This is a genomic window from Bacillus sp. MC1252 (genome assembly GCF_056838025.1).
Map to the genome: position 1 here is coordinate 1581200 of NZ_CM166369.1, position 14930 is coordinate 1596129.

A 14930-nucleotide genomic window follows, 5' to 3' on the forward strand; every position below is an offset into this window, starting at 1 on the left:
AATGAAAAAATGGGCTCAACTGGTGCCTTGTTTTATACTCGTGATAGCTTTATGGGCTGGCTGGTTCTCTCTTACCGTAAAGGCCGCTTCTTTTGTGCAAACGTCTGGTACACAATTTTTGTTGAACAATCAACCATTTTACTTTGCTGGCACAAACAACTATTATTTTCATTACAAATCAAAAAAGATGGTAGATGCTGTTTTTGACGATATGAAAGCAATGAATCTAAAGGTCATTCGTATTTGGGGATTTCACGATGGAGCTCCTCAAGAGAACTCAGTTTTGCAATCTAGTCCAGGGGTTTATGAAGAATCGGGTTTTCGAAAATTAGATTATGCGATTCATAAAGCAGGGCAAGAAGGCATAAAGCTAGTCATCCCGCTAGTCAACAATTGGGATGATTTTGGCGGAATGAATCAATACGTTAAGTGGTTTCAGGCAGGCTCACACGATGCCTTTTATACTGATTCTCATATCAAAAATGCTTACAAAAATTATGTGCGCTATGTATTAGAGAGAACCAATACGTATACCGGTGTTCAATATAAAGACGATCCTGCTATTATGACATGGGAGCTTGCCAATGAGCCACGTGTGCAGTCTGATCCTACAGGGAATATATTAGTGAATTGGGCAAATGAAATGAGTACATGGATCAAATCGATAGATCAGCATCATCTTGTTGCAGTAGGAGATGAAGGATTCTTTCGCATAACAGGGCATGACGATTGGTTGTATGGAGGCGGAGAAGGCGTGGATTGGGACCGTTTGACCGCTCTGTCCAATATCGATTATGGAACCTATCATTTATATCCAGATCACTGGAACAAGTCAGCCGCTTGGGGAGTGAGATGGATTGAAGACCACATCACCCGCGGGGAGGCGATAGGAAAACCTGTTGTGCTAGAAGAGTTTGGTTATCAAAATCAATCAGTGCGTCCAGAGGTCTACCGAAGCTGGCTGTTAGCGATTGAGCGGCTCGGAGGGGCAGGCAGTCAATTTTGGATTTTAACAAGCATTCAAGACGATGATTCGCTCTATCCTGATTATGACGGTTTCCGAATCATAAAGGAGAGCAGGGAAGCATCACTCATCAGTGAACATGCAAAAAGAATGAACGAAAAGAACTGATGACGAATGCCCGTTTATAAGGAACTTCATTTGCATAAAAAAATTGGATATGGTATAGTTTTTATGGAAATGCTAACGATTACCGAGACAAGAGTGGGGAAACCCGCTCTTTTGTATTGAACAGGCAATTTTTGTCTCGACATTATTCATCCGTTTTCTGCTCCCCCTGCTCACATAAAGCAGGGTTTTTATGCAGAATGATTGATAAGAGCGTTTATCGAAAGCACAAGGAGGAAGAGAATGAGCAAAAAAGTAGTGGATGTCGTAAGCGAAATGGTGCAGCCAATTTTAGATGGCTTACAGCTTGAACTCGTTGATGTTGAATTTGTCAAAGAGGGTCAAAACTGGTTCCTTCGCGTGTTTATTGACTCTGATAAAGGCGTCGATATCGAAGAGTGTGCCAAAGTGAGCGAAGCCTTGAGCGAAAAGCTTGATGAGGCAGATCCGATTAGCCAAAACTACTTTCTTGAAGTGTCCTCTCCTGGAGCGGAGCGCCCATTAAAGAAAAAAGCTGATTTTGAAAAAGCACTTGGAAAAAATGTTTTCATGAAAACATATGAACCAATTGATGGTGAAAAAGCGTTTGAAGGTGAGCTTACAAGCTTTGATGGTGAGATTGCAACAGTGACAGTGAAGATCAAGACAAGAAAGAAAGAGATCAATATCCCATATGAAAAAATAGCGAACGCAAGATTAGCAGTTTCGTTCAATTAACCTTTCCATTGATATAAGGGGGAACCATAAAAATGAGTAGTGAGTTGTTAGATGCCCTGACTGTTCTTGAGAAAGAGAAGGGTATTAGTAAAGAAATTATTATTGAAGCGATAGAAGCTGCACTCATTTCTGCATATAAGCGTAATTTTAATCAAGCGCAAAATGTTCGTGTTGATTTAAACCGCGAAACGGGAACAATTCGCGTATTTGCAAGAAAAGATGTTGTAGATGAAGTGTATGATTCTCGCCTTGAAATCTCTGTAGATGATGCAGTCAGCATCAACCCGAATTACGTGGTAGGTGACGTGGTTGAGATTGAAGTCACTCCAAAAGATTTCGGACGCATTGCAGCTCAGACAGCGAAACAAGTTGTCACGCAGCGAGTGAGAGAAGCAGAGCGAGGTGTGATCTACACTGAGTTCATCGATCGCGAGGAAGACATTATGACGGGAATCGTTCAGCGAATTGACAGTAAATTCATTTACGTGTCACTTGGCAAAATCGAAGCTCTTCTTCCCGTCAACGAACAAATGCCAAATGAGGAATACAAACCACATGACCGCATTAAAGTGTTCATTACAAAGGTAGAAAAAACAACAAAAGGACCACAAATTTATGTCTCTAGAACACATCCAGGTCTTTTAAAGCGTTTATTTGAAATTGAAGTCCCAGAAATTTATGATGGTACTGTAGAGCTTAAATCGGTTGCTAGAGAAGCTGGGGACCGTTCTAAAATATCTGTTCGTACAGATGACCCTGATGTTGATCCAGTTGGTTCTTGTGTTGGGCCAAAAGGTCAGCGTGTACAAGCAATTGTCAACGAGCTAAAAGGCGAAAAAATTGACATTGTCCATTGGTCTAATGATCCGGTTGAATTTGTTGCCAATGCGTTGAGCCCATCAAAAGTGCTTGATGTCATTGTTAATGAAGAAGATAAGGCGACAACAGTGATTGTCCCTGATTATCAGCTGTCATTAGCGATTGGTAAAAGAGGTCAAAATGCGCGCCTTGCAGCGAAGCTGACTAGCTGGAAAATTGACATTAAAAGCGAAACAGATGCAAGGGAACTCGGTATTTTCCCAAGAACTGAAGACTCTGAATCTCTTTTCTTAGAGGCTGAACCAGTAGCTGAGGAATCTGACGAATAAGAGGTGATATAAAAGGTGAAAAGCCGAAAGAAAATCCCGCTTAGAAAATGCGTCGTGACGGGAGAAATGAAACCAAAGAAAGAGCTAATCCGTGTGGTTCGTTCTAAAGAAGGTGAAGTGTCTGTTGACGCAACCGGAAAAATGAACGGGCGCGGAGCTTACCTTTCTCTCGATAAAGAAACCATTCTTGCGGCAAAGAACAAACGCAGTTTACAGCAGCAATTTCAGACACAGATTGACGAACACATATTTGAAGAATTACTAGAACTAGCTGAAAAGGTGAAAAAACCAAATGACTGAATCTAAGTGGTATCCTTTGCTTGGTCTAGCAAATCGAGCTCGTAAAGTCGTGTCAGGAGAAGATCTGGTGATCAAAGAAGTTAGACATGCGCGTGCTAAGCTGGTTCTTCTTGCAGCAGATGCCTCACCGAACACAGAGAAAAAGGTATCTGACAAATGCAAATTTTATAATGTTCCGGTTAGAAAAATTGAAGACCGTTCCGTTCTCGGACGTTCTATTGGGAAAGAAGCTCGCGTAGTTGTCGCTGTCACTGACCAAGGCTTCGCTAAGAAGCTCATAAGCTTGCTCGATTAATTTATTTGGGGGTGAACGAATGGCTAAAGTGAGAGTATATGAATATGCAAAAGCCATAGATGTTTCAAGTAAAGATATTATAGCAGCGCTTAAGGATATGAACGTGGAAGTGAACAACCACATGGCGACGCTTGAAGACGACACTGTGAAAAAGCTAGACGCTATATATAAAAAAGCCAAAGCAAAAGAGACAACTAACGAGAAACCCGCAGAACAAAAAAAACAATCATCTAACAAAATCAATGATAGAAAGAAGAATGACGTGCAGAATAATCAATTTAATAAAAACAAAAAAAACAACAACCAAAACAAAAACAAACGCGGTGGCAACAAGTCACAGCATCAGCAAGCTAGACCTGTGAAGCCTAAAAAAGAGCTTCCTGAAAAAATTGAATTTACAAATTCAATGACAGTTGGCCAGCTTGCCGAAGAGCTTGGAAAAGAATCAGCTGAAATCATCAAGAAGCTGATGATGCTTGGTGTGATGGCAACCATTAACCAAGAGCTTGATAAAGATACAGTTGAATTAATCGCTTCTGAATATGGTGTTCCAGTAGAGGAAGTTATCATTTTAGAAGAAACTGAACTTGAAAAGTATGAAGTTGAAGATAAAGAAGAAGATATGCAAGTACGCCCTCCAGTTGTGACAATCATGGGACACGTTGACCACGGGAAAACAACCCTTCTTGACAGCATTCGTAAAACGAAAGTCGTTGAAGGCGAAGCTGGTGGAATCACGCAGCATATTGGCGCATACCAAATTGAAGAAAACGGCAAGAAAATCACGTTCCTTGATACACCTGGACACGCAGCATTCACAACGATGCGTGCACGTGGTGCCGAGGTAACTGATACAACAATCCTAGTCGTTGCAGCAGATGATGGCGTGATGCCGCAAACGATTGAAGCCATTAACCATGCGAAAGCGGCAGAGGTGCCAATCATTGTTGCTGTCAATAAAATTGACAAACCAACAGCTAACCCGGACCGTGTGATGCAAGAATTAACTGAACATGGTCTTGTACCAGAAGCTTGGGGCGGCGAAACGATTTTCGTTCCTCTATCTGCGAAAACAGGTGAAGGCATCGATGAATTAATCGAAATGATCCTTCTTGTCAGCGAAGTAGGAGAACTGAAAGCCAACCCACATCGTGCGGCTAAAGGAACTGTCATTGAGGCTGAGCTTGATAAAGGAAGAGGGTCTGTTGCAACCCTTCTAGTTCAAACTGGTACACTTCAAGTAGGTGACCCAATCGTTGTTGGAAATACATTTGGCCGTGTACGTGCAATGGTCAATGACATCGGACGCCGCGTGAAAACAGCAGGACCATCTACACCTGTTGAAATCACTGGTTTAAATGATGTACCAAATGCGGGCGATCAGTTCCTCGTATTCAAAGACGAAAAAACAGCTCGTCAAGTGGGTGAGGCGCGTGCTTCAAAACAGCTTGATGAACAGCGTTCAGACAAAGCAAAATTATCTCTAGATGACCTATTTGAGCAAATCAAACAAGGCGAAGTGAAAGATATCAACCTGATCGTGAAAGCAGACGTACAAGGTTCTGCTGAAGCACTGACGGCAGCTCTTCAAAAAATTGAAGTAGAAGGCGTAAAAGTGAAAATCATCCATACGGGTGTTGGAGCGATTACAGAATCTGATATCATTTTAGCAAGTGCTTCTAATGCGATCGTGATCGGATTTAACGTACGTCCTGATGGAAATGCGAAGAGCACAGCTGAAACAGAAAACGTAGATATCCGCTTGCACCGCATTATCTATAAAGTCATCGATGAAATTGAAGCTGCGATGAAGGGGATGCTTGACCCTGAATATGAAGAAAAAGTCATTGGTCAAGTTGAAGTTCGTCAAACGTTCAAAGTATCTAAAATCGGTACAATTGCTGGCGGCTATGTCACTGAAGGAACGATTACAAGAGATAGTGGTATCCGATTAATCCGTGATGGCGTCGTCATTTTTGAAGGCGAAGTCGACGTATTAAAACGATTCAAAGATGACGTGAAAGAAGTTTCACAAGGCTATGAATGTGGTATTACCATTAAGAAATACAATGATATCCGTGAAGGTGATGTCATGGAATCATTCGTTATGCAAGAAATCGAAAGAAAATGATCGGTTATACCGAATGTGAGTGCATCATCTATGATGCATCCTCACTGAAGGAAAAACGTGCGGTTCTTCAGCGTATATTGACAAGAACGCGCCATAAATTCAATGTGTCCATTGCTGAAATGGATTATCAGGATACATGGCAGCGTACATCAATTGGAATCGCCGTGATTTCCTCCTCTCGGGTTCAAGTGGAAAAAGAACTTCAGCGTGTATTAAGCTTTATTGATTCTTTTCCTGAAATTGAACGGACGATCACGAAAACTGAGTGGTTTTAAATTAGAGGTGATAAGATCATGAGCATGAGAGCAACCCGTGTGGGTGAGCAAATGAAAAAAGAATTGGGCGACATCCTTGGCAGAAAGCTGAAAGATCCAAGAATCGGCTTTTTGACTGTAACCGATGTCGAAGTGTCCGGTGATTTGCAAATTGCCAAAGTCTACATTTCTGTTCTTGGCGACGAGAAGAAAAGAGAAGAAACCTTAAAAGGCCTAGCAAAGGCGAAAGGGTATATCCGCTCTGAAATTGGCAATCGAATTAGACTTCGCAAAACACCAGAACTACACTTTGAATTTGATGAATCCGTTGATTACGGTAACCGAATTGAAAGCCTGATTGCTGAACTAAACACAAAAGATCACGAATAAGACGTTGAAATAAGGATAGGCGGTGATCGTCTGTCCTTTTTCATCGTTTATGAAAGGAGAGAACGCAGATGATAAATGGTGTTCTTTTATTACATAAAGAAAGAGGAATGACCTCTCACGACTGTGTGTTCAAAGTGAGAAAGATATTGCACACAAAAAAAGTCGGACATACAGGAACTCTCGACCCAGAAGTATCAGGTGTTCTGCCCATTTGTATTGGAAGAGCGACGAAAATCGTTGAGTACCTAACAGATAAATCGAAAACGTATGATGCAGAAATCACGATTGGCTTTTCGACGACGACAGAAGATCAAACAGGTGAAGTGGTTGAAGAAAAAAAGGTACAAAAGCCGATTTCAGAAGAAGAAATTGATGCTGCGCTGAAACAGTTTGAAGGAACCATTGAACAAGTTCCTCCAATGTTTTCTGCTGTGAAAATTGGCGGGAAAAAGCTCTATGAATATGCGAGAGAAGGAATTGAAATCGAGCGGCCAAGCCGTGAAATTACCATCCATCGCATCGAGCGGACTACACCTGTCACATTTGAAGATGGAAACGTGTCATTCAGATTCACTGTTCTGTGCTCAAAAGGTACGTATGTCAGAACCTTAGCGGTTGATATCGGAAAAAAACTAGGGTATCCGGCTCATATGTCACACCTCATTCGCACAGGGTCAGGCGACTTTACACTAGATGAATGTATTACCCTTGATGAGCTTCGTGATATGAGTGAGGAAGGAACGATAGGTGAGCACCTTGTACCGATCGAGCGCGCGCTCAATCATTTGCCGAAATGGGAGATAAATGATACATTAGCAAGTAAAGTGGAAAACGGTGCAGTCCTGCCAATGCCTGATGAATTCGCTCATTTTGCAGAGGAGGATCGTGTCGCTGTTTTTGCTCCTTCAGGTCATTGTATGGCGATTTATATGAAGCATCCGACCAAACAGAACCTGATGAAGCCGGCGAAGATCTTATCTCAGGACAAGCAATCTTAAAGAAAAGGTGACCATCTCGTGAAGACTATACATATTTCACACCCACATACATTGAATCAAAAGGATCAAGCCCCGTCTGTGATGGCTTTAGGGTATTTTGACGGTGTTCACCTCGGACATCAGAAGGTGATTGACGCAGCGAAAAGCATTGCGGAAAAAGCAGGATTGGCCTTAGCTGTCATGACCTTTCATCCGCATCCATCACATGTTCTACAAAAAGCACGTGAACCAAAAGACTTAATTACTCCGCTTGAGGATAAAATTGATTTCATTGAAAAGCTAGGCGCTGACTATTTATACATTGTGCAATTCAGCGAAAGCTTTGCAGCGCTGTCCCCTCAGGAGTTTGTAGATCAATATTTGGACGAACTGAATGTGAAGCATGCAGTAGCTGGTTTTGATTTTACGTTTGGCCGGTTTGGTGCAGGCACAATGGAAACGTTCGATGAATACGGGAAAGGGCGTATATCGGCAACCATCGTGCCTAAGCTGTCCAATCAAGACCGGAAAGTCAGCTCTACCCTCATACGCTCCGCATTAAAAAATGGGGACGTTGAGTATGTGAGTGAGCTTTTAGGAAAACCTTATCAGCTGCGCGGCATTGTCATCCATGGAGACAAACGCGGACGAACGATCGGCTTTCCAACAGCCAATGTCGGTTTATCTGCTGAATACATTATTCCTCCAACCGGCGTATATGCAGTGAGAGCAGAAGTGAAAGGCAAAGTGTATGATGGCGTTTGTAACGTTGGATACAAACCAACATTCTATGAAAAGCGTCCGGATCAGCCTGCCATTGAAGTGAATCTCTTTGATTTTAACGAAGAAATTTATGGTGAACCGATTAAATTACAATGGTACAAGCGTATCCGCAGTGAACAAAAATTTAACGGAATCCAGGAATTAACGGCTCAAATTAGTCTAGATAAAGAAGAAGCGATTCAGTTTTTTCAAGATCAGCTCAACCAAACAAAAAAATCATAGAAAAACGGCTCTACCATTTGCAAATTCAGCATATTTTTAGTATGATAATTCCTGTAGCTTTAAAACCACTTACTTGGCAGGCCGACTTCACCGACGGTTGCGAGGTAGATGGGGCTAACATGATTTGGAGGTGAAACAGGATGGCTATTACTCAAGAGCGTAAAACTCAATTAATTAATGAGTTCAAAACACACGAATCTGATACTGGATCTCCAGAAGTTCAGATCGCTGTCCTAACAGAATCAATTAACAACTTAAACGAGCATTTACGTACTCATAAGAAAGATCACCACTCACGTCGCGGTCTTTTGAAAATGGTCGGTAGACGTCGTAATCTTCTTACGTATCTACGTAATAAAGACGTAACTCGTTACCGTGAGTTAATTAACAAACTAGGCTTACGTCGATAATCGTAAAAAGCGGGAGGATTCCCGCTTTTTTATCGTATAATCACTAATATTTTATGGTTAAAATGTTGAAAGAATGGCAAAACCCTTCTACATACAGCTTTTACATTGATATGTGAAAATCATTTTGTTCATAATAAGAAATAACCTAAAACTTTACGACAAGAGAGGAGTTTTTCTCAGAATGGGACAAGAGAAACATGTCTTCACCATAGACTGGGCTGGACGTCAACTGACAGTTGAAACTGGCCAGCTTGCAAAGCAAGCAAACGGAGCGGTCCTCGTACGCTACGGGGATACGGCTGTGCTTAGCTCAGCAACCGCTTCTAAAGAACCTAAACCGCTTGATTTTTTCCCGCTCACTGTGAACTACGAAGAAAGATTATATGCAGTAGGTAAAATTCCTGGTGGCTTCATTAAAAGAGAAGGACGCCCAAGTGAAAAGGCAATCCTTGCGAGCCGCTTAATAGACAGACCAATTCGTCCATTATTTGCAGATGGATTTAGAAACGAAGTACAGGTCATTAGTATTGTCATGAGTGTGGATCAAAATTGTTCATCTGAAATGGCTGCAATGTTTGGCTCATCTTTAGCATTATGTGTGTCTGACATTCCATTTGAGGGACCAATCGCTGGCGTTACAGTAGGACGAGTTGATGGAAAACTGATCATCAACCCAAATGTTGATCAGCTTGAACAAAGCGACATCAACCTTGTTGTGGCTGGAACAAAAGATGCGATCAACATGGTAGAGGCTGGTGCAGATGAAGTGCCAGAAGAAACGATGCTTGAAGCCATCATGTACGGTCATCAAGAGATCAAACGCTTAATCGAATTCCAAGAAGAAATTGTCAAGGCAGTCGGTAAAGAAAAAATCGATATTCCTTTATATGAAGTGGATCAAACGTTAGCAGAAGAAGTAAAAGAACTTGCTGAAGCTGATCTGCTGAAAGCGATTCAAGTACATGAGAAGCATGCTCGTGAAGATGCGATCAGTGCTGTGAAAAAAGCTGTTGTTGAAAAATTTGAAGAAGAAGAGCGTGGCGAAGCGACGGTCAAACAAGCGAAGGATGTACTAAATAAGCTTGTCAAAAACGAAGTTCGCCGCCTGATCACTGAAGAGAAAGTACGTCCAGATGGACGCGGTGTAGATCAAATTCGGCCACTTTCTTCAGAAGTAGGACTTCTGCCAAGAACGCACGGTTCAGGATTATTTACGAGAGGGCAAACACAGGCGCTCAGCATTTGTACATTAGGTGCACTTGGCGATGTACAGATTCTTGATGGTCTAGGTGTTGAAGAATCTAAACGCTTCATGCACCATTACAACTTCCCGCAATTCAGTGTTGGTGAGACAGGCCCAATGCGCGGCCCAGGTCGCCGTGAGATCGGACATGGTGCACTAGGTGAACGTGCATTAGAACCAGTGATCCCATCCGAAAAAGATTTCCCTTATACGGTACGTCTTGTTTCAGAGGTATTAGAATCAAACGGATCTACATCACAAGCAAGTATTTGCGCAAGCACACTTGCAATGATGGATGCAGGTGTTCCAATTAAAGCCCCAGTTGCTGGGATTGCCATGGGACTTGTTAAATCTGGTGATTACTACACGGTGCTGACAGACATTCAAGGAATGGAAGATGCACTTGGAGATATGGACTTTAAAGTAGCAGGTACATCAAAAGGTGTAACAGCGCTTCAAATGGACATTAAAATCGATGGTCTATCAAAGGACATCTTAGAAGAAGCTCTTCAACAAGCGAAAAAAGGAAGAATGGAAATTTTAGATAGCATGCTGTCAACGATTCCAGCTTCTAGAGGAGAATTGTCACGTTATGCACCAAAAATCCTAACGATGAATATCAATCCTGATAAAATTCGCGATGTCATTGGACCGAGCGGTAAACAAATCAATAAAATCATTGAAGATACCGGTGTGAAAATTGATATCGAACAAGACGGTACAATCTTTATTTCTTCTACAGAAGAAGACATGAACCAAAAAGCGAAGAAAATCATTGAAGATCTTGTCAGAGAAGTTGAAGTAGGTCAGCTTTACTTAGGTAAAGTAAAACGCATTGAAAAATTCGGTGCTTTCCTTGAAATCTTCAGCGGAAAAGATGGACTTGTTCATATTTCTGAGCTTGCGCTTGAGCGTGTTGGCAAAGTAGAAGATGTCGTGAAGATTGGCGACGAATTACTCGTCAAAGTCACTGAAATCGATAAACAAGGCCGAGTGAACCTTTCTCGCAAAGCTGTTTTACGTGAAGAAAAGGAAAAAGAAGAAGAGCAGTCTTAAGTGAGAACAAATAAAATGTGTTAGAAGCCAGGTATTCGTGCCAGGCTTCTTTCTTTTCTTGCGGGTAACATTAGTTCTAGCTTGTTTCTCCCCATCATAATTTGTGGTAAAGGGGAGGGACAACCATTGAAAAAAACGGTACCAATCATTGTGTTTGTATTTTTACTGCTCATGTCATATCAAACGATGAAGCAGCCGGCTGCTGTCACATATATTGAATCAATGAAAGAGCATGCTGAGGTTGCATCTGTTTCGAAAGATATTTTGTATCAAGAGATTGAATCGAAGTCTTCTGACTATGAAGTAAAGGCGCAAAATGCTAAGATTGATAAAGTGTGGAAAAAGATGCCTGGTTTAAATGGACAGACTGTTGATATCGATGCTTCTTATGAAAAAATGAAGAAGCTTGGGACATTCGATGAAAAGCTGCTTGTTTTCAATGAAACAAAACCATCTATTCATTTACAGGAACTTGGTGCTGAGCCCATTTATAAGGGGCATCCAAATAAAAAAATGAATGCATTCCTCATCAATGTGGCTTGGGGTGACGAGCATTTGACAAAGATGTTGAATACGCTAGAAAAGCATCAGGTGAAGGCGACCTTTTTCTTAGAAGGCAAATGGGTGAAAAAGAGCACAAACCTTGCCAAAAAAATCGTGGCAGATGGTCATGAAATTGGAAATCATTCATACAATCACCCGGATATGCGCACACTGACAAGAGAACGAGCATTAGAGCAGATTACCAAAACAAATCGTCAAATTGAAGAATCCCTTGGAAAAAAACCGAAGTGGTTTGCCCCTCCAAGCGGTAGCTTTAAAGAAGAAACAGTGAAGCTTGCCGCAAAAGAAGGAATGGAAACCATCATGTGGACGGTAGACACCATTGACTGGCAAAAACCGTCACCAGACATTTTACAAAAACGGGTTCTTGGGAAAATTCACAATGGGGCGATGATATTAATGCATCCAACAGATGCAACGGCGAAAAGTCTTGACGCACTTATCACTCAAATCAAGGAAAGAGGATATGAATTAGGAACGGTTTCTGACCTCCTAAGTGAAAAAAGACATCCGTGATGCGATCTGTTTGTTGAATAGGAGGAGCAAAACTTGGTCAAAACGTATACATGCCAAAACGGAGTAAGAATTGTACTTGAAAACAATCCCACTGTGAGATCTGTCGCAATTGGCGTCTGGATTGGAACAGGTTCTAGACATGAGACACCAGAAATTAACGGGATCTCACACTTTTTAGAGCATATGTTCTTTAAAGGAACAAAGACGAGATCTGCACGTGATATCGCAGAATCTTTTGACCGCATTGGTGGTCAAGTGAATGCCTTTACGTCAAAAGAATACACTTGTTACTATGCAAAGGTGCTTGATTCACATGCTGGTTACGCCCTCGATGTATTAAGCGACATGTTCTTTCATTCCGCTTTTGATGAAAATGAGCTGAAAAAAGAAAAAAATGTTGTTTATGAAGAAATTAAAATGTATGAGGATACACCTGATGATATCGTTCATGATTTGTTAGGCAAAGCCATTTACGGTGAGCATTCATTAGGGTACCCGATTTTAGGAACAGAGGAAACACTCTCTACCTTTAATGGTGATTCCCTTAGAGCATATATGGATGAATTCTACACGCCGGATCGCGTCGTTATCTCAGTTGCAGGGAATGTAGATGACACCTTCATTCGCGAGGTTGAAAAATTGTTCGGCTCTTATGAAGGGAAAGGGAAAAAGCAGCCTGTAGAAGCTCCGCAATTTCATTATGATAAGCTCACTCGCAAAAAAGAAACTGAACAGGCACATCTATGCATGGGCTTTAATGGTCTTCCTGCTGGAGATAAAGGCATCTATGACTTAATCGTCTTAAATAATGTTCTTGGCGGAAGCATGAGCAGCCGTTTGTTCCAAGATGTAAGAGAAGACAAAGGGCTTGCTTATTCCGTATTCAGCTATCACAGTTCATTTGCAGATAACGGCATGCTGACGATCTATGGCGGGACTGGAGCGAAACAATTAAACCTGCTCTCTGAAACCATTTTACAAACATTAGACGTCTTAAAACGTGAGGGAATCACGCAGAAAGAACTTGAAAATTCTAAGGAGCAAATGAAAGGCAACCTCATGCTCAGTCTTGAAAGCACAAACAGCAAGATGAGCCGAAATGGTAAAAATGAATTGCTCCTTGGCAAACATCGTACGCTCGATGAAATTATTGATGAAATCAATCACGTCACATTAGACGGCGTGAATAACCTATCTAAACGAATCTTTACAGAAGATTATGCGCTCTCGCTTATTAGTCCGACAGGTGATGTTCCTTCTGTATAAACGAAAAACGGCATGTCTTTTGAAGAGATGCCGTTTTTTATGTCCAAAATTGTAAAGATTAATTAGCTAATTTGTTTTGAAGCTGCTGGACAATTTTATTGATTGTCGAAAAATTATCTGTCAATAATTCTTCATCTGCAAATTGAATATCAAAAACCTCTTCTAGTTCCAAAATGAGAGAAACTGCTTTGATCGAATCGAGACCGTGATTCGTTAACTCTTCGTCTGTACCAATAGAAATCTTGCTTTCATTGTCCAAAGAACGCAGGACCAAATCTTTAACTTGACTTGATAGTGAAAGGATATCCGTCGTTTCATTCATCTGCAACGCTCCTTTTTACAAATTTTCTATCATTTACATAAATTAACTATATTAGAATGGAAAAACATTGTAAAGCAGTTTCTACACAAATAGGAATTGTTGATCATTTTCTTCAAAAGAACTATTTGGTAGAGTGAGAAGAAAAGAGACTGGGAAGGATTGATCAATAGATGAATAAAAAAGACCTTGCGCAGCACATTCCCTTATTAAAAAAAGCGGTCTCCATAGACCAAATTGATAAAGGTTATTCCCGGGATCATAAATGGATCGTGACAATGTCATCAGGTGAAAAATACGTCCTTCGATTCACAGATCAAGACCAATATGAGAAAATAAAGACTCAGTTTGAGTTGCTTGCTAAATTAAAACATCTCGGGGTTCAGTGTGCTGCCCCAGTCAATATGGGTTACTTAGAAGAAAAGCAGCTAGTTTACTATATTTTATCGTTTGTAGAAGGTCAAGAAGCAAAAGAAATCATAACTCAATTAACAGAAGAAAAGCAGTATGCGATTGGGGTAAGTGCTGGAAGGGATTTAAGAAACATGCACAAATATCCGGCACCATCAAATATCGAACCTTGGGAAGATCGTGTGATCAAAAAACATCATCGGTATTTAGAGGCTTACCGAGCAAGTGGTATTTCCCTAGAAGGGGATGAAAAAGTTGCTCGATTTATTGCCGAGCATATAGATGTTGTCAAAAACAGACCTAACCAATTTCAGCATGATGATTTTCATTTAGGTAATATTATTATCAAGAAAAATAAATATGCAGGTGTCATCGATTTTAACAATTTTGATTGGGGAGATCCCATTCACGATTTTTATAAAGTAGCCCTTTTCAGCAGAGAAACAAGCCAGGCCTTTTCGGCTGGTCAAATCAATGGCTATTTTGATGACAAAGTGCCAGATGATTTTTGGCTTCTTTATTCTGTTTATGTCGCAATGAGTATCTTTTCATCGATTATGTGGGTCATTAAATTTGACCCAGGTCAAATGGATGAGATGATTGAAAGACTAGAAAATGTGTTAAAAGATCATGAATATTTTTATCAAATGGAACCACATTGGTATGCACCATATCGCTAGATCACAGTGAATTATAGGACAATTAGGCAGTGGTGGAAGTCACTGCCTTTTTTGTTATAATGATACAAATTACACATTGTCATCAGTAAAAACATTTTATATAATCCAAACAAGGATCA

The 14930-nt window shown here is 40.9% G+C and carries 16 protein-coding genes; 15 read left to right on the forward strand and 1 reads right to left on the reverse strand.

The genetic code is table 11. From position 1 onward, the window contains the following. Position 1: 1 nt before the first annotated feature. From ACYH0L_RS07955 to ACYH0L_RS08020, 14 genes are all read left to right on the forward strand, one after another. Positions 2–1132, forward strand: coding sequence for a glycoside hydrolase 5 family protein (locus ACYH0L_RS07955; RefSeq protein ID WP_099725835.1), 1131 nt, complete (start codon positions 2–4; stop codon positions 1130–1132). Between the two features lie 240 nt (positions 1133–1372). Further along, a complete protein-coding gene (gene rimP, locus ACYH0L_RS07960; protein ID WP_003211398.1) occupies positions 1373–1846 on the forward strand; it encodes a ribosome maturation factor RimP in 474 nt (157 codons plus the stop codon). Between the two features lie 32 nt (positions 1847–1878). Continuing rightward, positions 1879–2994, forward strand: a complete 1116-nt coding sequence (gene nusA / locus ACYH0L_RS07965) for a transcription termination factor NusA (RefSeq protein WP_099725834.1) — start codon at positions 1879–1881, stop codon at positions 2992–2994. Positions 2995–3009: 15 nt separating this feature from the next. Continuing rightward, positions 3010–3294: an RNase P modulator RnpM gene (gene rnpM, locus ACYH0L_RS07970; RefSeq protein ID WP_008344742.1), complete on the forward strand. Its 285-nt coding sequence runs from the start codon at positions 3010–3012 to the stop codon at positions 3292–3294. Further along, on the forward strand, positions 3287–3589 hold the full coding sequence (locus tag ACYH0L_RS07975) for a YlxQ family RNA-binding protein (protein WP_034317646.1): 303 nt from the start codon (positions 3287–3289) through the stop codon (positions 3587–3589). Before rnpM ends, ACYH0L_RS07975 begins: the two co-directional genes overlap by 8 nt. A gap of 19 nt (positions 3590–3608) precedes the next feature. Continuing rightward, positions 3609–5720: a translation initiation factor IF-2 gene (infB, locus tag ACYH0L_RS07980; protein ID WP_099725833.1), complete on the forward strand. Its 2112-nt coding sequence runs from the start codon at positions 3609–3611 to the stop codon at positions 5718–5720. Further along, a complete protein-coding gene (locus ACYH0L_RS07985) occupies positions 5717–5995 on the forward strand; it encodes a DUF503 domain-containing protein (RefSeq protein ID WP_099725832.1) in 279 nt (92 codons plus the stop codon). Before infB ends, ACYH0L_RS07985 begins: the two co-directional genes overlap by 4 nt. Before the next feature lie 18 nt (positions 5996–6013). Then, a complete protein-coding gene (rbfA, locus tag ACYH0L_RS07990) occupies positions 6014–6364 on the forward strand; it encodes a 30S ribosome-binding factor RbfA (protein WP_007499525.1) in 351 nt (116 codons plus the stop codon). Positions 6365–6432: 68 nt separating this feature from the next. After that, on the forward strand, positions 6433–7362 hold the full coding sequence (gene truB, locus ACYH0L_RS07995; protein ID WP_099725831.1) for a tRNA pseudouridine(55) synthase TruB: 930 nt from the start codon (positions 6433–6435) through the stop codon (positions 7360–7362). An 18-nt stretch (positions 7363–7380) separates the two neighbouring features. After that, positions 7381–8346 carry a bifunctional riboflavin kinase/FAD synthetase gene (gene ribF, locus ACYH0L_RS08000; RefSeq protein WP_099725830.1) on the forward strand — a complete coding sequence of 322 codons (966 nt, stop codon included), beginning with the start codon at positions 7381–7383 and terminating at the stop codon, positions 8344–8346. A gap of 140 nt (positions 8347–8486) precedes the next feature. After that, positions 8487–8756 carry a 30S ribosomal protein S15 gene (gene rpsO / locus ACYH0L_RS08005; protein ID WP_008354438.1) on the forward strand — a complete coding sequence of 90 codons (270 nt, stop codon included), beginning with the start codon at positions 8487–8489 and terminating at the stop codon, positions 8754–8756. A gap of 181 nt (positions 8757–8937) precedes the next feature. Next, positions 8938–11055, forward strand: a complete 2118-nt coding sequence (pnp, locus tag ACYH0L_RS08010; RefSeq protein ID WP_099725829.1) for a polyribonucleotide nucleotidyltransferase — start codon at positions 8938–8940, stop codon at positions 11053–11055. A 171-nt stretch (positions 11056–11226) separates the two neighbouring features. Further along, positions 11227–12135, forward strand: coding sequence for a polysaccharide deacetylase family protein (locus tag ACYH0L_RS08015; RefSeq protein WP_230030528.1), 909 nt, complete (start codon positions 11227–11229; stop codon positions 12133–12135). Between the two features lie 33 nt (positions 12136–12168). Beyond that, positions 12169–13401, forward strand: a complete 1233-nt coding sequence (locus tag ACYH0L_RS08020; protein ID WP_099725827.1) for a M16 family metallopeptidase — start codon at positions 12169–12171, stop codon at positions 13399–13401. A gap of 58 nt (positions 13402–13459) precedes the next feature. Here ACYH0L_RS08020 and ACYH0L_RS08025 read toward each other — a convergent pair whose 3' ends face one another. Next, positions 13460–13723: an acyl carrier protein gene (locus ACYH0L_RS08025; RefSeq protein WP_256499567.1), complete on the reverse strand. Its 264-nt coding sequence runs from the start codon at positions 13721–13723 to the stop codon at positions 13460–13462. Between the two features lie 170 nt (positions 13724–13893). On the opposite strand from ACYH0L_RS08025, the gene ACYH0L_RS08030 reads away from it, so the two are divergent. Continuing rightward, positions 13894–14811 (forward strand): aminoglycoside phosphotransferase family protein, encoded by a 918-nt coding sequence (locus ACYH0L_RS08030; RefSeq protein WP_482354447.1) that lies wholly within the window; start codon positions 13894–13896, stop codon positions 14809–14811. Positions 14812–14930: the final 119 nt, after the last annotated feature.

Excerpts from the sequence above, each read along its gene's own strand:
- rpsO (WP_008354438.1), top strand. The coding sequence starts at position 8,487 with ATGGCTATTACTCAAGAGCGTAAAACTCAATTAATTAATGAGTTCAAA.
- rbfA (WP_007499525.1), top strand. The coding sequence starts at position 6,014 with ATGAGCATGAGAGCAACCCGTGTGGGTGAGCAAATGAAAAAAGAATTG.
- ACYH0L_RS08030 (WP_482354447.1), top strand. The coding sequence starts at position 13,894 with ATGAATAAAAAAGACCTTGCGCAGCACATTCCCTTATTAAAAAAAGCG.
- ACYH0L_RS08015 (WP_230030528.1), top strand. The coding sequence starts at position 11,227 with ATGTCATATCAAACGATGAAGCAGCCGGCTGCTGTCACATATATTGAA.
- ACYH0L_RS07955 (WP_099725835.1), top strand. The coding sequence starts at position 2 with ATGAAAAAATGGGCTCAACTGGTGCCTTGTTTTATACTCGTGATAGCT.
- ACYH0L_RS08025 (WP_256499567.1), bottom strand. The coding sequence starts at position 13,723 with ATGAATGAAACGACGGATATCCTTTCACTATCAAGTCAAGTTAAAGAT.
- infB (WP_099725833.1), top strand. The coding sequence starts at position 3,609 with ATGGCTAAAGTGAGAGTATATGAATATGCAAAAGCCATAGATGTTTCA.
- truB (WP_099725831.1), top strand. The coding sequence starts at position 6,433 with ATGATAAATGGTGTTCTTTTATTACATAAAGAAAGAGGAATGACCTCT.
- pnp (WP_099725829.1), top strand. The coding sequence starts at position 8,938 with ATGGGACAAGAGAAACATGTCTTCACCATAGACTGGGCTGGACGTCAA.
- ACYH0L_RS07985 (WP_099725832.1), top strand. The coding sequence starts at position 5,717 with ATGATCGGTTATACCGAATGTGAGTGCATCATCTATGATGCATCCTCA.
- nusA (WP_099725834.1), top strand. The coding sequence starts at position 1,879 with ATGAGTAGTGAGTTGTTAGATGCCCTGACTGTTCTTGAGAAAGAGAAG.
- ACYH0L_RS07975 (WP_034317646.1), top strand. The coding sequence starts at position 3,287 with ATGACTGAATCTAAGTGGTATCCTTTGCTTGGTCTAGCAAATCGAGCT.
- rimP (WP_003211398.1), top strand. The coding sequence starts at position 1,373 with ATGAGCAAAAAAGTAGTGGATGTCGTAAGCGAAATGGTGCAGCCAATT.